The 23,183-nt window shown below is 70.4% G+C and carries 21 protein-coding genes and 1 pseudogene; 10 read left to right on the forward strand and 12 right to left on the reverse strand.

Annotated elements, in window-relative coordinates; all coding sequences use genetic code 11:
- Nucleotides 1-184 precede the first annotated feature (184 nt).
- Nucleotides 185-1,452 (forward strand): annotated as a pseudogene (locus ACSU1G_RS28510) (IS110 family transposase).
- A gap of 125 nt (nt 1,453-1,577) precedes the next feature.
- On the opposite strand, the gene ACSU1G_RS28515 reads toward ACSU1G_RS28510, so the two are convergent.
- The 4 genes from ACSU1G_RS28515 to ACSU1G_RS28530 all read right to left on the reverse strand — a co-directional run bounded on the left by ACSU1G_RS28515 (nt 1,578) and on the right by ACSU1G_RS28530 (nt 7,136).
- Nucleotides 1,578-4,844 (reverse strand): FtsX-like permease family protein, encoded by a 3,267-nt coding sequence (locus tag ACSU1G_RS28515; protein WP_439284024.1) that lies wholly within the window; start codon nt 4,842-4,844, stop codon nt 1,578-1,580.
- On the reverse strand, nt 4,841-5,578 hold the full coding sequence (locus ACSU1G_RS28520; protein WP_439284348.1) for an ABC transporter ATP-binding protein: 738 nt from the start codon (nt 5,576-5,578) through the stop codon (nt 4,841-4,843). The genes ACSU1G_RS28515 and ACSU1G_RS28520 overlap by 4 nt, the downstream gene beginning before the upstream one ends.
- A 59-nt stretch (nt 5,579-5,637) precedes the next feature.
- Nucleotides 5,638-6,270, reverse strand: coding sequence for a PadR family transcriptional regulator (locus tag ACSU1G_RS28525; RefSeq protein ID WP_439284026.1), 633 nt, complete (start codon nt 6,268-6,270; stop codon nt 5,638-5,640).
- A 107-nt stretch (nt 6,271-6,377) separates the two neighbouring features.
- On the reverse strand, nt 6,378-7,136 hold the full coding sequence (locus ACSU1G_RS28530; RefSeq protein ID WP_439284027.1) for a tyrosine-protein phosphatase: 759 nt from the start codon (nt 7,134-7,136) through the stop codon (nt 6,378-6,380).
- A 275-nt stretch (nt 7,137-7,411) separates the two neighbouring features.
- Here ACSU1G_RS28530 and ACSU1G_RS28535 point away from each other — a divergent pair, with 275 nt between their 5' ends.
- Nucleotides 7,412-9,145 carry an MFS transporter gene (locus tag ACSU1G_RS28535; protein ID WP_439284028.1) on the forward strand — a complete coding sequence of 578 codons (1,734 nt, stop codon included), beginning with the start codon at nt 7,412-7,414 and terminating at the stop codon, nt 9,143-9,145.
- Between the two features lie 108 nt (nt 9,146-9,253).
- A complete protein-coding gene (locus ACSU1G_RS28540) occupies nt 9,254-10,249 on the forward strand; it encodes a 1,4-dihydroxy-2-naphthoyl-CoA synthase (protein ID WP_439284030.1) in 996 nt (331 codons plus the stop codon).
- Here ACSU1G_RS28540 and ACSU1G_RS28545 read toward each other — a convergent pair.
- Nucleotides 10,240-10,617, reverse strand: a complete 378-nt coding sequence (locus ACSU1G_RS28545; RefSeq protein ID WP_439284032.1) for a type II toxin-antitoxin system death-on-curing family toxin — start codon at nt 10,615-10,617, stop codon at nt 10,240-10,242. The genes ACSU1G_RS28540 and ACSU1G_RS28545 overlap by 10 nt on opposite strands.
- Complete coding sequence (locus ACSU1G_RS28550) at nt 10,614-10,817, reverse strand: CopG family transcriptional regulator (RefSeq protein WP_439284034.1); 204 nt, start codon at nt 10,815-10,817, stop codon at nt 10,614-10,616. Before ACSU1G_RS28550 ends, ACSU1G_RS28545 begins: the two co-directional genes overlap by 4 nt.
- Nucleotides 10,818-10,868: 51 nt before the next feature.
- Between ACSU1G_RS28550 and ACSU1G_RS28555 the strand changes: the two genes are divergently transcribed.
- Nucleotides 10,869-12,131: an AMP-binding protein gene (locus ACSU1G_RS28555; protein WP_439284036.1), complete on the forward strand. Its 1,263-nt coding sequence runs from the start codon at nt 10,869-10,871 to the stop codon at nt 12,129-12,131.
- A 17-nt stretch (nt 12,132-12,148) separates the two neighbouring features.
- Nucleotides 12,149-13,018: a 1,4-dihydroxy-2-naphthoate polyprenyltransferase gene (locus tag ACSU1G_RS28560; protein WP_439284037.1), complete on the forward strand. Its 870-nt coding sequence runs from the start codon at nt 12,149-12,151 to the stop codon at nt 13,016-13,018.
- Here ACSU1G_RS28560 and ACSU1G_RS28565 read toward each other — a convergent pair whose 3' ends face one another.
- Nucleotides 13,019-13,375, reverse strand: coding sequence for a DUF4229 domain-containing protein (locus tag ACSU1G_RS28565; protein WP_439284039.1), 357 nt, complete (start codon nt 13,373-13,375; stop codon nt 13,019-13,021).
- Between the two features lie 74 nt (nt 13,376-13,449).
- Between ACSU1G_RS28565 and ACSU1G_RS28570 the strand changes: the two genes are divergently transcribed.
- The 4 genes from ACSU1G_RS28570 to ACSU1G_RS28585 all read left to right on the forward strand — a co-directional run bounded on the left by ACSU1G_RS28570 (nt 13,450) and on the right by ACSU1G_RS28585 (nt 16,974).
- Nucleotides 13,450-13,890 carry a PLD nuclease N-terminal domain-containing protein gene (locus ACSU1G_RS28570; protein WP_439284041.1) on the forward strand — a complete coding sequence of 147 codons (441 nt, stop codon included), beginning with the start codon at nt 13,450-13,452 and terminating at the stop codon, nt 13,888-13,890.
- A 78-nt stretch (nt 13,891-13,968) separates the two neighbouring features.
- Entirely contained in the window at nt 13,969-14,292 is a 324-nt protein-coding gene (locus tag ACSU1G_RS28575; RefSeq protein ID WP_439284043.1) for a DUF6507 family protein, read from the forward strand.
- A gap of 10 nt (nt 14,293-14,302) precedes the next feature.
- Entirely contained in the window at nt 14,303-16,279 is a 1,977-nt protein-coding gene (locus ACSU1G_RS28580; RefSeq protein ID WP_439284045.1) for an alpha/beta hydrolase, read from the forward strand.
- A gap of 77 nt (nt 16,280-16,356) precedes the next feature.
- Nucleotides 16,357-16,974 carry a hypothetical protein gene (locus tag ACSU1G_RS28585; RefSeq protein ID WP_439284046.1) on the forward strand — a complete coding sequence of 206 codons (618 nt, stop codon included), beginning with the start codon at nt 16,357-16,359 and terminating at the stop codon, nt 16,972-16,974.
- A 74-nt stretch (nt 16,975-17,048) separates the two neighbouring features.
- Here ACSU1G_RS28585 and ccsB read toward each other — a convergent pair whose 3' ends face one another.
- The 5 genes from ccsB to ACSU1G_RS28610 form a co-directional block, all read right to left on the reverse strand.
- Nucleotides 17,049-18,155, reverse strand: a complete 1,107-nt coding sequence (ccsB, locus tag ACSU1G_RS28590; RefSeq protein ID WP_439284048.1) for a c-type cytochrome biogenesis protein CcsB — start codon at nt 18,153-18,155, stop codon at nt 17,049-17,051.
- A 3-nt stretch (nt 18,156-18,158) separates the two neighbouring features.
- Nucleotides 18,159-19,811 carry a cytochrome c biogenesis protein ResB gene (resB, locus tag ACSU1G_RS28595; RefSeq protein WP_439284350.1) on the reverse strand — a complete coding sequence of 551 codons (1,653 nt, stop codon included), beginning with the start codon at nt 19,809-19,811 and terminating at the stop codon, nt 18,159-18,161.
- Nucleotides 19,812-19,930: 119 nt separating this feature from the next.
- Nucleotides 19,931-20,656, reverse strand: a complete 726-nt coding sequence (locus ACSU1G_RS28600) for a cytochrome c biogenesis CcdA family protein (RefSeq protein WP_439284352.1) — start codon at nt 20,654-20,656, stop codon at nt 19,931-19,933.
- A 113-nt stretch (nt 20,657-20,769) separates the two neighbouring features.
- Nucleotides 20,770-21,372, reverse strand: a complete 603-nt coding sequence (locus tag ACSU1G_RS28605; RefSeq protein ID WP_439284354.1) for a TlpA family protein disulfide reductase — start codon at nt 21,370-21,372, stop codon at nt 20,770-20,772.
- A 239-nt stretch (nt 21,373-21,611) separates the two neighbouring features.
- On the reverse strand, nt 21,612-22,280 hold the full coding sequence (locus ACSU1G_RS28610; RefSeq protein WP_439284050.1) for a histidine phosphatase family protein: 669 nt from the start codon (nt 22,278-22,280) through the stop codon (nt 21,612-21,614).
- An 81-nt stretch (nt 22,281-22,361) separates the two neighbouring features.
- On the opposite strand from ACSU1G_RS28610, the gene ACSU1G_RS28615 reads away from it, so the two are divergent.
- Nucleotides 22,362-23,147, forward strand: a complete 786-nt coding sequence (locus tag ACSU1G_RS28615; RefSeq protein WP_439284052.1) for a hypothetical protein — start codon at nt 22,362-22,364, stop codon at nt 23,145-23,147.
- The last annotated feature ends 36 nt before the right edge of the window (nt 23,148-23,183 follow it).

Raw genomic sequence — 23,183 nt, forward strand, 5'->3', positions numbered from 1 at the left:
CCCCGTTACCTTTCTTGGAGCCCCTTCTTCGTAGAGGATGTGGGTGTGCTGGCCGGAAGGCCTCGGCATGATTGCTGCCCCCAGTCGTTGATGATCCGGGGGGTGATGTCACCGGGGCTTGAAGGTGCCGGGGACATCGCTGATAGGGGCCGGGCAGAAGTAGTCGAGGCCGTTCGTAACGTGGATGCCGAGCTCTGACACCGCAGTCGGGCCAGCTCTGGTGAACGCTGGTCAGACGAACGGAGAGTGCACGTGATCAGAAACCATACGGAGGTCGATGTCTTCCTCGGGGTCGACGTGGGCAAGGGCGAACACCACGCCGTGGCCCTGGACCGGACCGGGACCAAGCTCTACGACAAGGCCCTGCCCAACGACGAAGCGAAGATGCGGGCGGTGATCGACCAGCTCACCGCCCACGGGACCGTGTTGTTCGTGGTGGACCAGCCGGCCACCATCGGCGCCCTGCCGGTCGCGGTGGCCCAGGCCTGCGGGGTGACCGTGGGCTACTTGCCCGGGCTGGCGATGCGCCGCATCGCGGACCTGCACCCGGGTGAGGCCAAAACCGACGCCAGGGATGCGGCGATCATCGCCGAGGCTGCCCGCACCATGCCGCACACCCTGCGCTCGATCGAGGTCGCCGACGAGCAGGTGGCCGAGCTGTCGATGCTCTGTGGCTTCGACGACGACCTAGCCAAACAGGTCACTGCCACCAGCAATCGCCTCCGCGGGCTGCTGACCCAGATCCACCCGGCCCTGGAACGGGTCCTAGGGCCCCGGCTGGACCACCCCGCGGTACTGGACCTCATCCGCACCTGGCCCACCCCGGCGGCGCTGCGCAAAGCGGGCCGCAAGCGGGTCACCACCCGCCTGAAGCGGCTGGCCCCACGGATGTATGAACGGCTGGCCAGGGAGATCTTCACCGCCTTGGACGCCCAGACCGTGGTGGTGGTCGGCACCAACGCCGCGGCCGTAGTGCTGCCTCAGCTAGCCGGGATGCTCGCCGACCTGCGGACCTCACGGGACACACTGCACACTCAGGTCGACTCCATCGTGGAGGCTCACCCTCTTCACCCGGTCCTGAGCTCGATTCCGGCGGTGGGCATCAGGACCGAAGCACGGATCCTCACCGAGGTCGTCGGCAAGGACTTCGCCACCGCCGGGCACCTGGCCTCCTACGCCGGCCTCTCGCCGGTGACCTGGAGATCCGGGTCCTCGATCCGCGGAGACCACTCCTCCAGACGGGGCAACAAGATCCTCAAACGGGCCCTGTTCCTCTCGGCCTTCGCCGCCCTGAAGGACCCGCTCTCGAGGGCCTACTACGACCGCAAACGAGCCCAGGGTAAGAAACACAACCAGGCCCTGATCGCCTTGGCCCGACGCCGCTGCGACGTCATCTACGCCATGCTCCGCGACGGCACCCTCTACGAAGTGAAAACCCCTGCCGCCGCTTGACAGAGAACATAGGGGCACCCCCCACCTCCATCCTCACCCCATCGCCCGCCCCTCATCACGAGAGCGGTGACTGTCGATCCGCCCGGCGATTCCCGACCTCAACTGAGGCCGTGATGGGGTGGGGGTCAGTTGCGGTCGGCCTCGCGGACGGGGAGCCGTCCCGGCACCACGAGCCAGGTCAGCACCGCCGCCAGCACGGGCACACCCAGCACCAGGACCGCCAGCTGCGGCCAGGGGATCCATGCGGCGGAGTAGAGGTCGATCAGCCCGATCCCCACCACCGCGATCGCCCCCACGGGCACGCCCAGCGCGGTCCCCAGCAGGGCGCCGGTGAAGGTCTGGGCCGCGGCCATGGACTTCCGGGTCCCCGGTGGAGCACCCACGGAGGAGAGCACCGCGTGGTCCCGCCGGGCGTCGGCCAGGGCCAGTCCCGTGGTCAGTCCGGCCACGGAGATCACCAGCAGACCCACCAGCCCGGCGACCAGCCACTGGACCGGGAACCGGTCCCCCGCGGACTGCGCCATGGAGGACAGCCAGAGGTCGTCGGCAGACAGGAGGTCGTTGACCAGCGACACCTGATCCGTGGTGACCGGCTCGGCGAACCGGGCCAGCACGCCGTCCAGCGCCATCTCCTGGTCCATCCCCGCCAGCGCCGTCACCGGGATGATGGCGATCGGGTGGTCGCCCTCCGGCGCTGGCGCCTCCACAGCATCCAGGGTGCGCGTCCGCTCCGGCTCCCAGATCGTGTTCCGGCCCTGGGCGGCGCTGATCGCCATCTTCCCGGCGATCGGGTCGCCATCGGCCTCCATCTCGTCGAACCACGCCCGATCCTCCTCCCCCAGCGAGACCCCGGGGACCCGGTCCACGTCCGTGGCGAACTGGCCCACCGTGAACCGGCCCTCCCCGTCCAGGTACTGCGGGTCGAAGACGAGGGCCTTCCCGGACTGCACGGCCGCCATCGCCTCTGCATCCCCACCGAACAGTGCTGCCGGCACCGTCTCCGGCCGGAGCGTGTCCACCACCATCAGGGTGGACATCGGGTCATTGAGGGACAGGCTGCCGGAGCCTCCCCCGCCGGCCCCGCCAGCCCCGCAGGCGGCCGCCTCGGCACGGGTCATGGCGTACATCGCCTCATCGACCGCCACCCGCCGGTCATCCACGATCTCCTGTGTGGGCACGGGGGCCCGGCACGGGGAGTCCTGCGGGTACAGGGGCATCAGCTCGGAGCAGTCGTTGGTGCTCAGCACCTCGCAGCTCGGCTGGGCACCGTGCACCTCCCAGTACTCCACCAACCGTGGGGAGCCGGGGGTGGCCTCGGCCGCCCGCAGCTGCCGCACGGCCCCGCTCGCCCCGCCGGTGTACATCCCGATCTCCGCGGCGGTGGGTTGCTGCCCGTCCTCCGAGTAAAGCGCCTCCTGGCGCAGCATCTTCTCGATCGAGGCATGGTCTTGGACCCACACATACCCGGTGTCCGGAGACGGCGAGCCATAGCGGGCATTGCTTCCATCCAGTGTCTCGTAGCCGGCCTCCACCAGGGCCATGGACGTCAGGACCGCGGTCCCCACGGCGGTAGCGGCCACCACGGCGGCGGCCACCGGAACGGTGCGGGACCTGTTCCGGTGCGCGTCCCGCGCGGCGATCCGCAGGGACACCGGCAGCCGGCCGGCCAGACGCGCCACCCCGGTCACGGTGCCCGGCAGCAGCATCAGCACCCCCAGCAGCAGGAGCAGCGCGGAGGCCACCAGTGCCACGGCCAGCCACGGCAGGGCCTCCCGCAGTGCACCCAGCGTGGGCAGGGCCATCCCCACCACGCTCGCCACGAGGGCCAGCAGCAGCCCGACTGCTGTCAGGACCAGCCCGGTCAGGAGCACCGGCCTGCTCACCGGCTTGCGTTCCCCGGTGGCCCCCTTGATGGCCGCCCAGGCGTTCTGCCCGGCCACGGCGCGGGCCGGAATCCAGGCGGCGACGACGGCGCAGACCAGTCCCAGCACCACGGCGGCCACCACGGGCCACCAGGGCACGTGCGGACCGTAGGCCGGGATATGGCGGGCCTGAGCGGCCCAGACGACTCCCACGCCACCGGCCACACCCAGCAGGGCCCCGCCGATCGCGCCGACCAGCCCACACCAGAGTCCGGAGAAGACCATGGTCTGGCGCAGGGTGGCCGGTTCGGCACCCGTCACGGACAGCAGGGCCGTGGACCGCCGCTGCTGGCGCGCGCCCACCGCGAAGGCGGCCCCGGCCAGCAGCCCCGCCTCCGCCAGGGCCAGAACCCCCACGAACAGCAGGGGCACCAGGATCATCCACGCGCCGTCCGCGGAATACTGGCCCTCGAAGGCCGCCTGAACGGGCCCGGGCTGGAGCATCACCGGCTTGAAGAGCACGCTGAATCCGGCCAGATTGTAGGCCCGGTAGGCGGCATAGTCGTCCGGGACGTCCCCGCTCAGGTACGCCGTGACCTCTGCCTCACCGTTGAAGCCGGAGTCGAACAGGGCCTGGGCGGTCTCGCTGCCGGCCTGGACGTAGAGGACGGACTCCCACAGCTCCATCGGCTGGAACAATCCCAGCGCGCTCGGATAGACGTCGATCCGGTCCAACAGGGTGCCGCTGAGGGTCAGCTCTGTGGCCTGCGTGGACTCTGTGGCCTGCGTGGGCTCCCCACCCAGGTCCGCCTTCGGGATCTCCAGCTCCACGCGGTCTGTGGGCCCTGCCTCGAGGCCGCGGGCGGTGGCCCGTTCCCGGGCGGACGCCAGTTCGTCCATCAGGCCGCTGCTGGCCAGGACCTCACCCTGGCCGGGCAGAGCACCCTGCACCAGTTGGAAACGGCGGTCCGGACCTTGGAGCGCCTCGTCGGTGAAGTCGGCCACCACGAGGCGTACATCCAGCGAGGACCCGGGCACGGTCAGCGTCCCCGATCCCGAGCTCAGGAGGGTGGCCTCGGTGCCGGCGGGGACGGCGTCCTGCACGGAGCATCCCTCCCCTCGCAGGCACACCGGCCAGTCCTTCGCCGCCGCATTCAGTGCGGCCACGTCCACGGCGGGCGCCTCCAGCCCTTCCGCGGCGGACTCGGCGTCGACAGCCCCGTAGAGGTCGGTCGGCGACTGCAGGTCATCCGGGCTGAAGACTCCCTGGGTGAGGTAACCGTCATAACCCCAGAGCAGCTGCTCGCGCTCCTCGGCGGCCGTCGGCAGCTCCGTGGAGGCCACGACGACCGAGCCGAAGGACACCGCGAACACGGGCAGGCCGATCAGCAGCAGGATCAGCAGCGTCCGCCAGGGGTGGCGGCGCAGGTCCCGCGCCGCCATCCGCGCGGCGGAGCGGCGGGAGCCGGCAGCGGCGCCCGGGCGGGGACCGACGTCTACCGGTGTCTGTTCGCGGCCGTCCGCGCTCATCGGGCCGTTCCCGGGGCGTCGGTGAGCAGGGAGTGGGGATCGTTCTCGGCCCGGGCCTGGTCCACCACGCGGCCGTCCCGCAGGAACACCACCCGGTCCGCCCAGCCGGCATGCCTCGCCTCATGGGTGACGAGCACCACGCCGGCCCCGGCATCCGCCCGGCGGCGCAGCACCGCCATGATCTCCTCCCCCGTGACGGAGTCCAGCGCCCCGGTCGGCTCGTCGGCCAGGATCAGGGCCCTCTCCCCCACGATGGCCCGGGCGATGGCCACCCGCTGCTGTTGTCCGCCGGAGAGCTCGTCGATGAACCGGCCGGCCAGATCCTCGATCCCCACCTGCCGCAGGGCGTCCTTGGCCTGGCGGTGTGCCTTGCCCGGGGTGGCCCCGTCCAGCTCCAGGGGAAGGGCCACGTTCTCAGCGGCGTTCAGGGTGGGGATGAGGTTGTAGTCCTGGAACACGTAGCCCACGGACCGACGCCGCAGCCGGGCCTTCTCCGCCAGGGTGATCCGGCTCAGCGGGGTGCCGCGGACGTAGACCTCCCCACCGGTGGCCGTGTCCAGCCCGCCGGCCAGAGCCAGCAGGGAGGACTTGCCGGAGCCCGAGGGGCCCATCACGGCCACAAACTCGCCCGCGTGGACGGTCAGGTCGACCGCACGCAGGGCGGCCACCGTGGTGGAGCCGTCGCCGTACGTCTTGGACACGGCGCTGAGCTCGAGGATCTGGCGTGGCGGCATGCCGTGGGTGGCGGGGCGGACGGTGGGTTCAGGGGATGCATGCCGTGCGTTCACGGAGATCACCGGGACTTTCGCTGGGAGGAGGCGGCCGGCGTCGTGCGCTGGTGGTGAAGGGGGAAGGCCGCGGGCCGCTGGCCCGAACGGGCGGCGCGCAGCACGGCGGCCTCGCAATGGTCCAGCCAGCGGATCTCCGCCTCGGCGGTGAAGATGAGGGATTCCAGCACGAGGAGTCCCGCCAGGTCGGTGTCAGGCCCCGAACCGGGCCCGGAGTCGGCCGCGGCGCCGCCCCCAGCCGTCCTCTTGGCGCGGGTGTAGTCCTGCAGCGCCCGCAGCGTGGCGGAGCGCTGGGCCTGGATGAGCCGTTCCACGTCCACACCGGGGGTGGTCACGGCCAGGGCCAGCTTGATGGCGAGCTCGTTGCGCGGTGGGTTCTGCGGCCGCGAGGGCTGGACGAACCAGTCCCCGGCCTCGGCCCGGCCCGCCTCGGTGAGGGCGTAGTTCCGGTGGCCCGCGCCGTCATCGCCCTGGTCCGCCACCAGTCCGTCCCGTTCGAGGCGGTCGAGCGTGGTGTAGACCTGCCCGATGTTCAACGGCCAGGTGCCCCCGGTGCGCTCCTCGAACTCGGCGCGCAGCTGATAGCCGTAGCGCGGACCCTGGGTGAGCAGGGCCAGCAGGCTGTGTTTGACGGACATCGGTGGCCTCCCGGACCGGTGGGGCCCGGCGAACCTACCGGGTATGCACACTGAGTATGCATACCCGGTAGGGTCTGCGTCAATCGCGTGCTCGTCAGCCCACGTTCTCAGGCCCGGGGAGTCTCGATCTTCCGCCGGACAGCGGCCAGGTCCTCGGCGTCCAGGCCGATATCCGTCAACAGTGCGGCCACGGCGTCGGCGTCCGGCAGGGAGTCGGCGAACCCCTGCAGCGCCTCGATCCGGCCACCCAGGAAGTCCTCCAGCGCGTCACCGACCAGGTGCCGCTCATGTGGATGCGGCACGGGGCTGATGCGGTGCCAGTCGTTGATGCCGCGCGCGCCGGCGTCGTACTGGGGGATCACCAGGTCCCGGCGGTCGGCGAGCAACAGCAGCAGGGTGACCACCAGCCCCGTGCGGTCCCGGCCGGCCGAGCAGTGCAGGACCACTCCACCGGGGGCGGTGGCGATCGCTCGGAAGACGGCGGCCAACCGGTCTGGGAAGTAGTGCAGCGTCGCGGGGTAGTAGCGCGGGTGGTTCGGGTAGGGCGCACCGTCGGCGAGCGCGGGGGCGAGATACTCCTCATACCCCTCGTGAACGGGGTCCTCCACCGGGCGGTGCAGCACGTCGATGCCGTCGGCGACCCCCTCGCCGAGCGGCGGGTCCGTGGGACGGCGCCGTCGCTCGGGGCCGTTGCGCAGGTCGATGACGGTGCTGATCCCCGCTGCCCGCAGCTGCCGCCAGCCGGTCTCGGTCAGCCATTCCTGCCGGCCCATGCGGTACAGGCCGCCGAGGACATGGCGGGCGTTGACGGCCCCCTCCCAGTCCATCGGAGCCCCTGGGTCAGGGTTCTGCGGTGCCTCGCTCATGCCCCCAGCCTGCCACGCCGAGGATCCTGCCGAGCCCAGCCGGGCTGCTGTCAGGACCGTGACGAACCTCACCCGGATTTGACAGGCGCCACCCCGACTTCGCTACGGTCTACTGTCTGCCACCCCAGGCCGGCCACCGATGCAGTCTTCCGGCGGCCATCCACACCGGATCCGTATCCCGCGCCCCTGGACCGCCCCAGCCGGGCGGACCGGGCCTACCGCCCGAACGGGCCTGGAACACCCTGACGGGGTGAACCGCACCAGGAAGATCACCTGTGTCTGAAACAGAGTCCCATCCTTCGGTTGTCCCCAACCCGGTTTCACCCCCGCCGACCCGCCGTTCGCCACAGCGCCACAACCGGTTCTCTCGGCATGTCCGCCCCACCCGGAAGAAGACACCGGCCGCGGCCATCCGCAAGGCCACCGCGGCCTCGGCGCTCGGCAACGCGACCGAGTGGTACGACTACGGCGTCTACGCGGTGGCCACCACGTACATCACCCAGCACTTCTTCCCGGGCGAGCAGGGGATGCTGCTGACGCTGGCCACCTTCGCGATCTCCTTCCTGGTCCGCCCCATCGGCGGCCTGGTCTGGGGCCCCCTCGGTGACCGGCTCGGCCGCAAGACCATCCTGGCCATGACGATCCTGATGATGTCCGGCGCCACGTTCCTGATCGGCGTGCTGCCCTCCTTCGACCAGGTGGGCGTGTGGGCCCCGGTGCTGTTGATCGTGCTGCGCATGATCCAGGGCTTCTCCACGGGCGGCGAGTACGGCGGCGCGGCCACCTACATGTCCGAGTACGCCCCGGACCGCAAGCGCGGTTTCCTCGGCTCCTTCCTCGAATTCGGCACGCTCGGCGGCTTCGCCCTGGGCACCGCCGTCATGTTGTTGCTCGAGCTGGTGCTCTCCCCCGAGCAGATGTCCGACTGGGGCTGGCGACTGCCCTTCCTGCTGGCTGCACCCATGGGTCTGATCGGCTTCTACCTGCGCTCCAAGCTGGATGACACCCCCGTGTTCGAGGAGATGAACGGCACCACCGGGTCCGCCGAGGACACCGAGAACACCGGGCCCGACGCCGGCTCCCCGGCCGCCGCTGCCACCGCACCGGACGCTGTCCACGGGCAGACCGAGCCGACCGTCGAGACGGTCGAGACGGTCGAGCCGCCGCGGTTGGCCCAGGTGTTCCGGGAGCACTGGAAGCCCATGCTGGTCATGACCGGCCTGGTGATCTCCGTGAACGTGGTCAACTACACGCTGCTGTCCTACATGCCGACCTACCTGGAACAGCAGATCGGCTTGCCGGCGGCCGCCGGCCTGGCCGTCATCCTCATCGGCGAGATCGCCATGATGACGCTGATGCCGTGGGCGGGCGGGCTCTCGGACCGATTCGGGCGCAAACCGTCCTGGTACTTCTCCCTGGCCGGGCTGATCCTGCTGGCCATCCCCATGTTCATGCTCATGGGCATGAACTTCGGCCTGGCCATCCTCGGCTTCGCCGTGCTGGGCCTGCTGTACATCCCGCAGCTGTCCACCATCACCGCCACGTTCCCGGCGATGTTCCCCACCCAGGCGCGGTTCTCCGGCTTCGCCATCACCTACAACATCGCCACCTCGATCTTCGGGGGCACCGCGGCCCTCGTGAACGAGTGGGGCATCGGCGCCACCGGGGACGTGAAGTTCCCGGCGTACTACATGATGGGTGCCTGCGCCGTGGGCCTGGCCTGCGCCTGGTTCATGCGGGAGACTGCCGGTGCCTCCCTGCGCGGCACCGAGGTCCCCGGCTCCATCGGCTCCGCCGTGGTCCCCGGTTCCCCCGCCGAGTCCGCCCTCGAGGGCGGCCGCCAGCCGGAGCAGCGCTCCATGGAGGAGGCTGAGATGCTCGCCCTCGCCGAGCAGGCCCGGGAGGCCGCGGCCACCGGTGCCGGCGGCGTGGCCTTGGACGGTACGGGTGAGATCGACGGTGCCGAGGATTCCGACGACGGCGCTCGCGTGGGCGCGCCCGTCGCCTGATCCCTGCCTCACCCGATCCGTTGACCCGTCATCCTGCGTGGCCATCAGCACCTGATGATCATGAAGAGTGGCGGGTCAACTCGTTGAGTGCTGGCTAGACTCGGCCGGGTGAGCACTGAGCAGACCTCCCCCGCACCCGCAGACAAGAACGTCCTTCCCGAGAAGGTGTCCGACCTCTTCGACCCGCAGCGCTGGCGCGTGGTGGAGGGCTTCGGCTTCGAGGACATCACCTACCACCGCCAGGTGGAACGGGATGCCGCCGGAGCGATCGTCAAGGACCTGCCCACGGTCCGCATCGCCTTCGACCGCCCCGAGGTCCGCAACGCCTTCCGCCCCGGCACCGTGGACGAGCTGTTCCGGGCCCTGGACCACGCCCGCATGACCCCGGACGTCGGCTGCATCCTGATGACCGGCAACGGCCCCTCCACCAAGGACGGCGGCCACTCCTTCTGCTCCGGCGGGGACCAGCGCATCCGCGGCCGGGACGGCTACCGCTACGAGGTGGAGGGCTCCGAGAAGTCCTCGGCCGAGACCATCGACCCGGCCCGCGCCGGCCGCCTCCACATCCTGGAGGTCCAGCGGCTGATGCGGACCACACCCAAGCCGATCGTCGCGGTGGTGAACGGCTGGGCCGCCGGTGGCGGGCACTCCCTGCACGTGGTGGCGGACCTGACCATCGCCTCGAGGCAGCACGGCAAGTTCAAGCAGACCGACGCCACGGTGGGCTCCTTCGACGCCGGCTACGGCTCCGCCCTGCTGGCCCGTCACATCGGCCAGAAGAACGCCCGCGGCATCTTCTTCCTCGCCCGCGAGTACTCGGCCGAGCAGATGGTGGCGATGGGCGCGGTCAACGAGGCGGTGGACCACGAGCGCCTCGAGGAAGTCGCCCTGGAGTACGCCGCGGATATCAACCGCCAGTCCCCGCAGGCCATCCGGATGCTCAAGTTCGCCTTCAACATGGCCGACGACGGCATGTCCGGCCAGCAGGTCTTCGCCGGCGAGGCCACCCGGATGGGCTACATGACGGACGAGGCCGTCGAAGGCCGGGACGCGTTCCTGCAGAAGCGGGACCCTGACTGGTCCGACTTCCCGTACTACTTCTGAGCCAGCCAGCCGGTGATCACGGCGGTGAGGGCCTCGAGCGTCAGGGTCCCAGCGGCCAAGGAGACGACCACGTCGAAGGCGACGTCATCATCGACCTCGAGCCATGCGCCGTTGAGGTCCAGGAAGACCACCAGAACGGTCCACCCCAGACGCTTGTTGCCGTCCACGAGGGCATGGTTGCGGACCACCGACTCCAGCAGCGCGGCCCCCTTGGCCGCAAGCGTCGGGTAGGCCTCGGCGCCATAGAGGGACGTCGCCGGACGCCGCAGCGCACTGTCCAGGAGTCCGAGATCCTTCACGGGCCCCAGTCCGATCAGTTCACACAGCCGGAGCGCGTCCTCCAGCTCCAGGAACTCCGTCAGGTTCACTCGCCCAGTCGCCGCAGCAGGTCACCGTAGCGTGCCGTGAGCCGCTCCGCGGACTGCTCCACCCGCTCACGCTTGACCGTGCGATCCGATGCGGCGAGGACGGCACGCAGTACGGCTTCATGTTTGGAGACGCCGAGCGTCCGGGCGAGCTCCTCAATGCGACGGTCGTCGTCCGGGGACGTGCGCAATGTCATGGCCATGGACACATGGTATCAGTGTGATACCGAACGGTCACTGGCTAGAATCGATCCGTGCCTGTGACCCCTACCGACCTCCACCACGCCCTGCACGCACTCTCCGCCGCGCTGGACGGTTCCGGACCGCCGGTGGAGTTCACCGCGGACGGCACGGTACTCCCCCGCCCCGAGGCCACCAATCCGGTGCGCGGCGGCTCGCCCGATGTCGTGGCGGTGGTCCGCACCTCCGGTTCCACCGGGACCCCCAAACAGACCCTGCTGAGCCGTGACGCCCTGGCCGCCTCCGCCGCCGCCACGGCCGCGCGGATCGGCGGCGAGGGGCAGTGGCTGCTGGCGGTCGGCCTGCAGTTCGTGGCCGGGCTGGCTGTGCTGTCCCGTTCCCTTCACGCCGGCACCGTCCCGGTCCCGCTGGCACCGGGACCGTTCACCGCACGGGGTTTCGCCGAGGCCACCGACCGGCTCGAACGCGGCACCGGGTTCCGCGCCGTCTCCCTCGTCCCCACCCAGCTCGCCCGCCTGCTCGGCCCCACCGAGCCCGACGCCGGCCCCGCACTTCTCGCCCTGCGCACCTTTGACGCGGTGCTGGTCGGCGGCGCCCGGGTGCCGGATGCGGTCCGCGCCGCGGCGGCGGAGGCGGGCCTCCACCTGCACCTGACGTACGGCATGTCCGAGACGTGCGGGGGCTGCGTCTATGACGGCGTGCCCCTGGACGGGGTCACCGCGGACCTGGTCACCGACTCCACCGACTCCACCGGCGAGGGCACGCCGAGGCTCCGGCTGGCCGGGCCCATGGTGGCCGCCGGATACCTCGACGATCCGCAGCGCACGGCCGAGCACTTCGGCACGACTGCGGGCAGCCGCTGGTTCCGCACCGAGGACACCGGCACCGTCCGGCCCCACCCGCGGCACCCCGGCCAGCAGCAGCTCTCCGTCACCGGCCGCGTGGATGACGTCCTGAACACCGGCGGCATCAAGGTCTCCGCCGCCCAGATCCAGCAGGTCCTGGAGTCCCTTCCCGGGGTGCGTGCCGCCTTCGCGGGCGGGGTGCCCGACGACGAGTGGGGCCAGCGTGTGTGCGCCGCCATCGCGCTCGGCTCAGACACCGCGCCAGGGGGCGGGGGCACCCGGTCTCCGGCCGACGTCGTGCCCGGGATGGAGCCGGAGTTCAGCGAGGCCGCCGCGCGGGAGGCCATCCGGGCCGAGCTGGGACCGGCCGCCGTCCCCAAACAGTGGCTGCTCCTCGAGGACCTGCCGCACCTACCCAACGGCAAGACCGACCGCCAGGCGCTGCTCACCCGCTTCACCACCACCCCCTGAACGAAGGAACCACCCCCATGGCCACAGCCGCCCAGTGGATCGAGGGCGCGCGCCTGCGCACCCTGCCGATGGCGATCGCCCCCGTCCTGATCGGTTCGGCCGCCGCCTACGCCCTGGGCGGCTTCCACCTGGGCCGGGCGCTACTGGCGCTGCTGGTGGCCCTGGCCCTGCAGGTCGGCGTGAACTACTCCAACGACTACTCGGACGGGATCCGCGGCACGGACGACGCCCGGGTGGGCCCCCTGCGCCTGACCGGCTCCGGGGCGGCTCCCGCCGCCACCGTCAAGGCCGCCGCGTTCGCCTGCTTCGGACTGGGCGCCCTCGCCGGGCTGGCCCTGGTGGTGTGGGCCGGCACCTGGTGGCTGATCGTCGTCGGCGTGCTGGCCATCGCGGCCGCCTGGTACTACACGGGCGGGAAGAAGCCGTACGGGTACATGGGCCTGGGCGAGGTCTTCGTGTTCATCTTCTTCGGACTCGTGGCCGTGCTCGGCACCACCTACACGCAGGCCCTGGCCCTGTCCGGGCCGGCCTGGGCCGGCGCGGTGGGCTGCGGGCTGGTGTCCACGGCCCTGCTGATGGCCAACAACGTCCGGGACATCCCCACCGACCGGCAGACCGGCAAGATGACGCTGGCGGCCCGGCTCGGGGATACCCCCGCCCGCTGGTCCTACGTGGTGATGCTGGCGGTGGCGGTGGCGCTGCCCCTGTTCTTCACCGGCCGGCACCCCTGGCTGTGGCTCGTGCTGCTGACCGCGGTGGCGGCCGTGAAGCCCTCGATCACCATGGTCCGCTCCACCGAGAGGAAGGACCTCATCCCGGTGTTGAAGCTGACCGGCATCCTGGGGCTCGTCTACGCGGTGCTGTTCTCGGCCGGGCTGGTGCTCTGACTACGTGCCCTTCGGCTCCCACGGGCCCGGCTCGGAGCCTGGATCGGTATCGGTATCGGGTTCGGAGCCCGGCTCGGACCCCGGCTCGAAGTAGCGGCCCTCGGTGTAGGAGTCCTCGGCGTCGGCGTCCGCCTGCTCGGACTTGAAGCGTTCGGCCTTGCCGCGGCCCTCCCAGGCGCTGGCCACGTCCTGGCCGGCCCCCGTGCGCAGGTCGTTGAAGAACAGGTACCCGGCGGCCAGCGCGATCACGGCCGCGGCGATCGTGGAGAAGACCCACCCGAGGTTCAACAGCATGCAGGCGCCCCAGACCACGAAGAAGACGGCCAGACGGATCAGGGCATACTTGAGAACTCGCACCACGGCAGTCTACCGCCGTCCTCGGCGCAGAACGGCCTGTTCAGTCAGGGCGGGCGGGTCCGTAGACTGGACGCATGCCCCGATTCCTGATCCCCCTCGGCATCGTCGCCATCGGCCTCATCATCTACGCCCTCATCGAGTCGCTGATGACGCCGCGGCACCAGGTGCGCGCCCTGCCCAAGCCCGTGTGGATCGTGTTGATCGTCCTGGTCCCGCTGGTCGGCGCCCTGCTCTGGCTGGCCCTGGGCCGGCGTCGTGGCTCTTCCGGTGTGGGTGGTTCGGCATCCGGTCCGGCCCGGCCGGTGCGCCCGCAGTCTCCCGACGACGACGCGGCCTTCCTGCGCCAGCTCGACGTCCAGCGCAAGCAGCAGTCCCGGCAGGCCGAGCTGGACCGCCGCGAGGCGGAGCTGAAGGCCCGTGAGGCACGGGATGCGCGGGGTCCGAAGGACAACGGCTCCGGGGAGTCGGGCGGGACCAACACCCCCAAGCCCGACGGCGGCGCCGACCACTCCTGAGGACCGCGCCATGGGGAGTCCTCCCCATGGCGGCACAGCACTCGCGCTGGCACGGTGGAGACCGTGGGATACGAGATCATGCCGGAGACAGTCCACGCCACCCTGGTGCGGGTGGCCGGTGACGGGCAACAACTGGACACCGCCTCCCGGAACGCCCAAACGGCCGGGGAGTCCCTCTCCGGGGCCTTCGGCACGGCCGGTGACGCCGAGTCCGCCTTCACCGGGTTCTGGGCCGACCGCTCGGACACGGGCGAGCGGATCGCCGACATCCTGATGAACCAGGCCTCCTGCGTGGCCGATGCCGCCGACGCCTTCCTGGAGGGCGACACCAGCATGCAGGAGCAGGGACAGTCATCAGCGGACGCCCTCACCGTGGTGACCCCTCCGGACACGGAAGACTGAGGGACACCCCATGCCCCTGCCCGCCCTGGGGACCTACCCCGACGCCGAGGCCAGCTGGACCACCCTGACCGAGAAGGCCGCTGAGCTGAAGTCCGAGTCGAAGAGCCTCCAGGAGGCCATGGACGCGGCCCGGGCCTCCTGGCGGGGGCTGGAGACCGGATACCAGCATCCGGACACCCAGGAGCAGGTCTGGACCGCCCTGGACGATCTGGTCCCGCATGCCGAGGACTGGGCCACCGCACTGTCCTCCGCCCAGGACGCGCTGGACGACTTCGTGGAGACCGGCAAGCCGCTGCAGACCGAACGGGAGTCGTTGGACCAGGCCCGGCCCGGGCTGTCCTCCCGCCGCAGCAGCGCCCTGTCCTCGAATGACGAGGCGCTGGTGGAAGAGGTCCGCACGGACATCGTCACCTTCAACGACCGCGCCTCCGCCCTCACCACGGACTGGGAGACGGCTCAGGAGACCTTATCCACCGCCCTGGCCGCCATCAGCATCGGCACCACCGAGGGCCTTCCGCTCGTGGCCGGACGCCGGGACACGGACACCGGCGTCCAGGACTGGGCGGCGATGACCAGCGGACTGGACGAGAAGTTCGGCGAGATCGATCCGGACGTGATCTGGAGGGACCTCAAGGGGCTGGACGAGGACGAGCTGCGGGACTGGCTGGCGGCCAACCCGGAGGCCGCCCGGGCTCTCGCGGAACACCGGTGGGAGGACAACCCGGCGGCCGGCACCCCGGAGTCCATCATGGACGCGGCGATGGCCGATGACGCCCACCTGACGGAAGACGGAATCCAGGGGATCCAGGAGGCGTGGCTGAGCCTGACCGGTGCAGAGCGGGAACGGATGGCGCTGCTCTACCCGGGCGTGATCGGTGTCCTCAACGGCGTGCCGCTGGCCACCCGTGGACGCACGAATCAGATCACCGTGGCCGGGTTGCGCGAACAGACAGCGGAGAAGCTGGACGAGCACCGTGCCGACCGCCCCAGCAATGGCCCCGGCGCCGCTCACGACCGCAACGTCTGGGACGCCGAGGAACAGCGGCTGGAAACCGTGCTGGACGGACTCAACCAGGCGTGGGACGCGTATGGTCGCGACCAGTTCCCCACGCAGCCGGGGCAGACGCCCGGATACAGCACGGTCTTCGTATCCGCGGACGGGAACGGCCAGATCGCGACGATGCGGGGCGAACCGTCCTACAGCACCGAACGTGCCGTGACGTTCGTCCCGGGCACCCACACGACCATCGCGAGCGTGGACCGCTACAACAACGCCTTGGACGCCATGGACGGACACGATCCCGAGGGCACGGTCTCCATCTACTGGCAGGGCACCGATCTGCCACAGTCCTTGATCCGGGACAACGCCACCTCGAAGTTCAACGAACAGGGTGCGCCCCTGCTGGCCGCGTTCGACCATGCCGCCGACCTGGAGATGTCCACCGACCGGCATCGGGACGTCCCGACCACCTATGTGGGGCACAGCGCCGGCGGCTCTCTGCTGGGCACGGCGGAACGCGAGGGACTCGACTCCACGAACATCGTCTATGTGGCGCCCGCCGGAACCGGCCACGAGGTGTCCTCCCCGGCGGACACGGACAACGAATACGCCTACCGCTACCTGATCCAGACCCACGATGATCCGATCTCCTGGGCCCAGTCGCTGGGCGGCGGCGCGCACGGCGGATCCGCCTGGGAAGCCTCCGACCCGGTGCGGCAGATGGGAGCGGTCCGCTTGGAATCCGGGTTCATGGGCGACGGCGACACGGTGATGAGCGGCCACACCGACTACTTCGACCCCGGTTCCACCTCGGCCCAGAACATCGAGGGAGTCGTCTACGGAACCGAGGTACGGCCTCACCTGAAGCCGGTGTTCCAAGGCACCCAGGGCACCCCGGTCCCGTTCTACGAGGACGCCCTGGTGGACGACCCGGACCACTACCGCGAGCACGGCATCCCCTCGGTGCCGATCGAGGAGACCCGGTGACCGAGGCACCACGGCGCCCGTGGGACACTGGTCCGGCAAGGACCGGAACGTCAGCAGCGAACGGGGGCCGGATCCCGGTGACGAAGCGAATCATCAGCCACGCTGCGGCCGCCGTCGTCCTGAGCGCCGCGGCACTGACCCTGGGAGGGTGCATGAACCCGACATCGACCGGAGACCCCGAGCAGCAGTCAGCCGAGTACGGGCGGCTGATGGAGGCGGAGGCGCCCGGGCTGGCCCGGGCCGCGGGCTGGGACAGCCTCGGCTCGCTGACCGAGAAGAGCTGTCTGGGCACCGCCGACCCTGCGGAGGCCTCCCGCGAGACGCGCTGGACGGCCGTCACCGGTGAGTTCGGAACCTCCGAGACGGAGGCAGGACGGGTGGCTGAGCAGGTGCGGCAGGCCGCCGAGGACACGGGCTGGACCTCGAAGGAGGGCAGCGGGGCCCACGGCGATCGGCTCTATGGTGCCGTCAAGGGGGACCTGAACCTGACCGTGACGTACCGCACCGGCGCCGGGGAAGCCGAACTGAGTCTGCGGCTCGACTCGCCCTGCCTCGAGATGCCGGAGGGACACACCATGGCCCGCTCCGAGCTGGACCCGATGTACGGTTCCTCGGACCCGCTGTACCCGAACGACGACCGCTCGAAGTTCACCAACGGCGAGCCCCAGCCCCTGCCCGAGCCTTCGGAGAGCTGACGCCTCGTTTTCAGTCGACTTGGGGTGGGTGTTTCCACGAAACACCCACCCCAAGTCGACTGAAAGCGGAGAGGTTACTCCGGGATGCCCGCGTAGGAGTGCAGGCCCGGGAAGTACGTGTTGACGATCGTGAAGTTGAAGACCAGGCAGGCAAAGCCGATGATGGACAGCCAGGCCGCCCGGTCCCCGGTCCAGCCGCGGGTCGCGCGGGCGTGCAGGTAGCCGGCGTAGACCACCCAGATGACGAAGGTCCAGACCTCCTTGGTGTCCCAGCCCCAGTAACGGCCCCACGCGGCCTCGGCCCAGATGGCGCCGGCGATCAGGGTGAAGGTCCACATCACGAAGCCCACCGCGTTGATGCGGTAGGACCAGTTCTCCAGGCTCAGTGCGGAGGGCACCAGGCGCATGAACGCGGGACGGCTGTCGCCCCCGACCCGCATCCTCGCCTCGCGGCGGTGCTGGAGCAGCTGCAGGACGCTCATGGAGAAGGTCAGGGTGAACAGCGCCGAGGACAGCACGGCAATGGAGACGTGGATGACGATCCACGGCGACTGCAGCGCGGGCTGCAGGTGCGCGATCGGCGTGGGGAAGCCCATGGTGGCCGCGGCCATCATGATCACCACGAGCCCGGTGACGAACGTGCCCAGGAAGCGGATGTCCTTGCGGATCAGGAACAGCAGGTAGACCGCGGCCACCAGCAGCGCGCCGGTGGTGCAGAACTCGTACATGTTGCCCCACGGCACGCGGTGGGCCGCCACGCCGCGGGCGATCACGGCGAAGGCGTGCAGCAGCATGCCGATCACCGTCAGCGCCACCGCCACGTTGGCCGCCGGCCGCCGGGTGGTGCCCAGATAGGCCATGTCGTCGTCCACGAGGTCCGCGCCGCGCACCGGGGCCGAGGTGCCGGTCCCGTGGGAGTCCGGCGCCGCCGTCGGGCCCGTCTCCTGCTCCGAGCCCACGACGCCGGCCCCCACCAGCTGCTCCCGGCGCGCCTCGGCCTGGGCGCCGGTCTCAGCGCCGGCGGCGTTCTCCGCCGCCAGTTCCGCCTCGAGCGTGCGGATCGTCCGGGACGAGGTCGACAGGTCGATGGCGAACACGATGAAGGCGGCGGCGTAGACCAGGGCGGCGATCAGCATGAAGAGATCGCTGTAGCTGGCCAGCTGCAGGTTGATGGAGGGCATGGCTTACTCCGGTCGATTCGGCGTGTTTGACGCAGTGGTTGAAGAAGTGGTCGAAGAAGTGGTTGAAGCGGTGGATGTGGTTTTCTCGGTCTCGGGGGCCACCACGGGCCAGGTCTTCTCGAACTGACGCCGCAGGCTCACGTTCTCCTCGCGGAGCCCGAAGTCCTCGCCCCGGGCGAGCAGTCCGTACTCCACCATGGTGGACCCGTCCGGCCCGGTGGCGCTACGGACCCACGCGCGGCGGCGGCGCACGAACAGGCTGACCACCAGCGAGACGAGCGCGAGGACGGAGAAGAAGCCCACGCCCCACTTACCCGGGTCGTAGTGGATGTCCAGGCCCACGTAGCGTTTCACGCCGTCGAAGCTGATGGAGCCCTTGCCCTCGGGCAGGTCGTAGGATTCCCCCGGCTGCAGCGTGATGCCGCCGGCCTCGAGGTTGCGGTTGTTCAGCTCGCTCAGGTCCGCGGTGTCCAGCACGTAGACGTTCTGCGGTTCGCCGCTGTCCAGGCCGAGGTCCCCGTAGTAGGAGTTCAGGTTGAGCTCGGGGTTGTACAGTTCCGGATCCACCGAGACGGCCACCCCGTCCTCCCCCGTGTAGGCCGCGGGCAGGAAGAAGCCCACGAAGCCGAGCTGATCGGGCTGGGCGTCCGGGGCCTTGATCACCATCAGGGAGGTGTAGAGCTGGTCCTGGACCTGCGCCACCACCGGCCCCTCGAAGGCGATGTCCCCGTCGCCGTCCCGCACCGTGAGCTCCGGAGCGTAACCGTTGCCCACCAGGTACACGCGGGTGCCACCGATGTTGAAGGGGTGGTTGACCTTCAGATCCTGTTGCTCCGGCTCGGCGTCGGTGCCGTCCTGGACCGTCATGTGGGCGGTGAAGTCCAACGGCTGGCCGTAGTGGGTCTCGGACTCGCGGTCGAACTCCGCCTCGAAGCCGTCCAGGGTCATGGAGAACGGGGCCAGCCGATCCTCGGAGAAGGCGCTGCCGGGGGTGAAGGAGTCGTAGGCGACCAGGGTGTTGGCGAAGCCCTCCCCCTCCACGATGATCTTCTGCCCGGAGTAGCTGAGCAGACCGCCGACGGCCATGAAGGCCAGGACGCCGATCAGGGAGAAGTGGAACAGGAGGTTGCCGATCTCCCGCACATAGCCGCGCTCGGCACCCACGGAGGCGCCGCCGTCGGGCTCCTGCCGGATCTCGGTGCGGTAGCCGCGCTTCTTCAGGATCCGTGCCGCCTCAGCCACCGCCTCCGCCGGGGACGGCCCGGTCGGCTCCAGGACGACCTTGCCGTACTCGGGCAGCCGGGACAGCCGGCGCGGGGTGCGCGGTGGCGCGGCCCGCAGGTCCTTGGCATGCTTGACGGCGCGCGGGAACACGCAGCCGATCAGGGAGACGAACAGCAGGAGGTAGATCGCGGAGAACCAGACGGAGGAGTAGACGTCGAACATCTGGAACCGGTCCAGCCATTGCCCCTGGACCGGGTTGTCCTCGAGGTACTGGTTGACGATCTCCGGGCCGGCGGGCCGCTGCGGGAACAGGGAGCCGGGCACGGCGGCCACCGCCAGCAGCAGCAACAGCATCAGCGCCGTGCGCATGGACGTCAGCTGCGTCCAGATGAAACGCAGGGTGCCGGCGAACCCCAGGGCGGGTACGGCCACGTCATCCCGGCCGCCCCTCTGGCGGGGGCCGGAGGGGGTGGGCGGCCCGGCCGGTCCGGAGGGTGCCGTGTCTGACTGGGCCTCCTCCACGCGGGTGGCCCTCACGTTGTCTTCCTGGCTCAAATCGGCAACCTCACTTCATTGGCGAACCAGGTCTGCAGCTGGATCACCCAGGTGTTCCAGAGCCCGGAGACCATCAGCGCGCCGAGCACGATCAGCAGTCCGCCGCCCACGCGCATCACGGTCACGCGGTGGGTGCGGAAGAACTTCATGGCGCCCATGCCGCGGCGCAGTCCGAGGGCGATCAGCAGGAACGGCAGGCCGAGGCCCAGGCAGTAGACGAAGGCCAGGAACGCGCCCTTGCCGGGGTTCGTGGAGCCCGCGGTGGACATGGCCAGGACGGCGGCCATGGTGGGGCCGATACAGGGCGCCCAGCCCAGGCCGAAGGTCACCCCGAGCACGGGGGCGCCCCACAGCCCGGCCTTCGGCGTCAGGTGCAGGCGGTGGTCCTGTTGCATCAGGTTGAACCCGCCCATGAACACCACGCCCAGGATCATCACCACCACCCCGAGCACCCGGGTCAGCCACTCGCCGTCCCCCTGCAACCAGATGGTGATCTGGGAGAACACGATGCCCACCAGCACGAACACGGCGGAGAAGCCCAGCACGAACAGGGCGATGCCGAGCAGCATCCGGCCGCGTTTCTGGTCCTGGAGGTCCGCCCCCGTCAGGCCCGTCACGTAGCCCAGGTAACCGGGCACCAGCGGCAGCACACACGGGGAGAGGAAGGAGACCAGACCCGCCAACAGGGCGATGGGTGTGGCCAGCAGCAGCGAGCCGTCCATGACGATCTCGGCGAATGGGTTATTGGCGGTGTTGACGGCGGCGGCGGTGTTGGCGGCGGCGGTGTTGGCGGCGGTGACGATGGTTCCGGCGGTGGCCTGCAGCATGGGGTGGCTCAGGCCTGTCCGCCGGCAGACTCATCCGCCGGCTCCTGCGCTGCCGTGGAGATCAGAGAACTGAGCGTGGACCGCTCGGCCACGCCGAGGATGCGGGCGGAGACCCGGCCCTGGCGGTCCAGCACGATGGTGGTGGGCACGGCCTGCGGCGGGACGAAGTCCGTCATGGCCAGCAGCACCTGCCCCCCGCGGTCCTCCAGTGAGGGGTAGGTGATGCCGAAGTTCCGTTCGAAGGCCGCGGCGGTGCCCGCGGTGTCCCGCACATTGACCCCCATGAAACGGACGCCCTCGGGCTCCCACTCCTCAGACAGCGACTGCAGATCCGGGGCCTCCACGCGGCACGGGGCGCAGGCGGCGTACCAGAAGTTCAGCACCACGGGGCTGCCGGCCCAGTGTGCGGAGTCGACCGCCTCGCCGGAGAAGGCGGTGGAGGTGAACCGCACGGGGTCCCCCCGGTCCTCCGGGGCGATCTCCAGCACGGAGCCGTCCCCGGCGATGTAGTTCTTACCGTCTGCGTTGCCGGCCTGCGCGGCGAGCGGATCCTCCGGCGAGCATGCCGCCAGCAGCGGCAGCGCGGCCAGCCCAGCGAGGCCGGCGAGCACGCGGCGTCGGCTCGGCCCGGCGCCGGGGGCACCGGAGGCGGGGCCGGGGGCACCGAAGGCGTGGCCGGCGGCTGCACCGGTGCTGCGCGATGTGCGGGGCTGCTGCGGAAGGGTCATCAAGGTCGTGATACTCCACTGGGGGTTGGGCGTCCATTGGATTCTACCGCTTGTAGTAGAAGCGGGAGGAATCGTCCCCGCCCCGGCGCAGGGCTCAGGATTCTGGGCTCAAGATCTCAGGCTCAGGCTCCGGGCAGGTTGGAGGCCTGGGCCAGCAGAGCCTCGTTGGGCTCGCGGTACTGCACCCGCGGCGCGGCATCCTCCTGATCGAAGTGCAGCGAGGTGACCGAGGTGAGGGTGCACTCGCGCTGGCGCGGGTCATGCCACAGCGGCCGGCCCTCGGCGGACAGTCGCGTCACCCAGATGGGGAGCTGGTGCGAGACGATGATCGCCTCGGCCCCCTCGCCACCGAGGTCCACCGCCTGGCGCCGCACCTGGTGGATCCCCTCGACCATGCGCGCCACCTGGGAGGTGTAGGGCTCACCCCAGGACGGGCGCAGGGGGTTGAGCAGGAAGGGCCAGTGCCGTGGCTTCCACAGCTGGCGGGACACCCTTGAAGCCCCCTCGAAGTGGTTGGTGGCCTCCAGGAAGTGGTCATCCACGCTGGGCTCGAGGGACAGCGCACGAGCCAGGGGCGCGGCGGTCTCCCGGGCCCGCTGCAGCGAGGAGGACACGAGCAGCACGGGGGCGCGCCCCGAGGCCCGGGCCTCGCCGGCGAACCAGTCGCCCAGGTCCGAGGCCATGCGGTGTCCGAGCTTCGAGAGCCCGAAGCCGGGGATGCGACCGTACAGCACCCGGTCCGGGTTGTGGACTTCTCCGTGACGGACGAGGTGGACGGTGGCAAGAGGCATAGGACCATACTGTCAGAATCGGACGCTAGCGTTGGACCCGAGCCACCCCGCACGCCCGAGCCCCCGGAGGAAAGACCCGTCATGAGCGACCAGCATCCCGAGCAACCCGGCAACGAACCGGGCGACCGCCCCCAGTACGGCATCCGCCTGACGCCCGAGCAGCAGGCCGAGCACCAGGCCCGCCTCGAACAGGCCCGGCAGGCACGCGAGGCCCAGCAGGGTCAGCGTGGTCAGCAGGGGCCGCAGGCCCAGCAGGCTCAATCCCCGTATGGCCAACCGTCCCCGTACGGCCAGGGGCAGCAGGGGCAGTCCCCGTATGGCCAGTCGCCCTACGGACAGCCACACCCCGGCCAGCAGTATCCGACCCAGCAGCACCCCGGTTATCCGCAGCCGGATGCCGGCCAGCAGCCGTTCGGGCCGATCGAACGACCCCGGAGCATCATCCGCTCGTACTGGCTGATCATCGCCGCCGGCATCGCCTTCCTGATCATCGAGATGATCTCGCTGATGTCCCCCACCATGGGGATCACACCGCAGATGATGGACGCGTACCGGCAGCAGATGGAGGCCGCGGGCGCCGTCGGCATGGACATCGAATCCCTGCTGCCCACGATCCGCGTGGTCTCCGTCGTCTTCACCGTCATCCTGGTGGCGCTGTACTGGCTGATCGCCACCGGCATCCGCCGCGGCTCCAACCTCGCTCGGATCTTCGGCACGATCCTCGCCGCGCTGTCCCTGTTCGGCGCCTTCGGCCCGGGCTTCACCTACGTCATCCTGGGCGCCACCGGGATCGTCTTCGCCTACCTGAAGCCCTCCAGCGAGTACCTCCGCGCCAAGGCGTGGGAGAAGGCCCTGCGCCGCCGCTAGGGCCTCCCCTGCGACTGCGACTGCAACTGCAACTGC

The organism is Microbacterium sp. A93 (assembly GCF_051842835.1).

What these genes read in the sequence shown, in the direction of transcription:
- ACSU1G_RS28515 (WP_439284024.1), bottom strand. Translation starts at nt 4,844, where the DNA reads ATGAGCGCGGACGGCCGCGAACAGACACCGGTAGACGTCGGTCCCCGC.
- ACSU1G_RS28520 (WP_439284348.1), bottom strand. Translation starts at nt 5,578, where the DNA reads ATGCCGCCACGCCAGATCCTCGAGCTCAGCGCCGTGTCCAAGACGTAC.
- ACSU1G_RS28525 (WP_439284026.1), bottom strand. Translation starts at nt 6,270, where the DNA reads ATGTCCGTCAAACACAGCCTGCTGGCCCTGCTCACCCAGGGTCCGCGC.
- ACSU1G_RS28530 (WP_439284027.1), bottom strand. Translation starts at nt 7,136, where the DNA reads ATGAGCGAGGCACCGCAGAACCCTGACCCAGGGGCTCCGATGGACTGG.
- ACSU1G_RS28550 (WP_439284034.1), bottom strand. Translation starts at nt 10,817, where the DNA reads ATGGCCATGACATTGCGCACGTCCCCGGACGACGACCGTCGCATTGAG.
- ACSU1G_RS28560 (WP_439284037.1), top strand. Translation starts at nt 12,149, where the DNA reads ATGGCCACAGCCGCCCAGTGGATCGAGGGCGCGCGCCTGCGCACCCTG.
- ACSU1G_RS28570 (WP_439284041.1), top strand. Translation starts at nt 13,450, where the DNA reads ATGCCCCGATTCCTGATCCCCCTCGGCATCGTCGCCATCGGCCTCATC.
- ACSU1G_RS28575 (WP_439284043.1), top strand. Translation starts at nt 13,969, where the DNA reads ATGCCGGAGACAGTCCACGCCACCCTGGTGCGGGTGGCCGGTGACGGG.
- ACSU1G_RS28580 (WP_439284045.1), top strand. Translation starts at nt 14,303, where the DNA reads ATGCCCCTGCCCGCCCTGGGGACCTACCCCGACGCCGAGGCCAGCTGG.
- ccsB (WP_439284048.1), bottom strand. Translation starts at nt 18,155, where the DNA reads ATGCCCTCCATCAACCTGCAGCTGGCCAGCTACAGCGATCTCTTCATG.
- ACSU1G_RS28600 (WP_439284352.1), bottom strand. Translation starts at nt 20,656, where the DNA reads ATGGACGGCTCGCTGCTGCTGGCCACACCCATCGCCCTGTTGGCGGGT.
- ACSU1G_RS28610 (WP_439284050.1), bottom strand. Translation starts at nt 22,280, where the DNA reads ATGCCTCTTGCCACCGTCCACCTCGTCCGTCACGGAGAAGTCCACAAC.
- ACSU1G_RS28615 (WP_439284052.1), top strand. Translation starts at nt 22,362, where the DNA reads ATGAGCGACCAGCATCCCGAGCAACCCGGCAACGAACCGGGCGACCGC.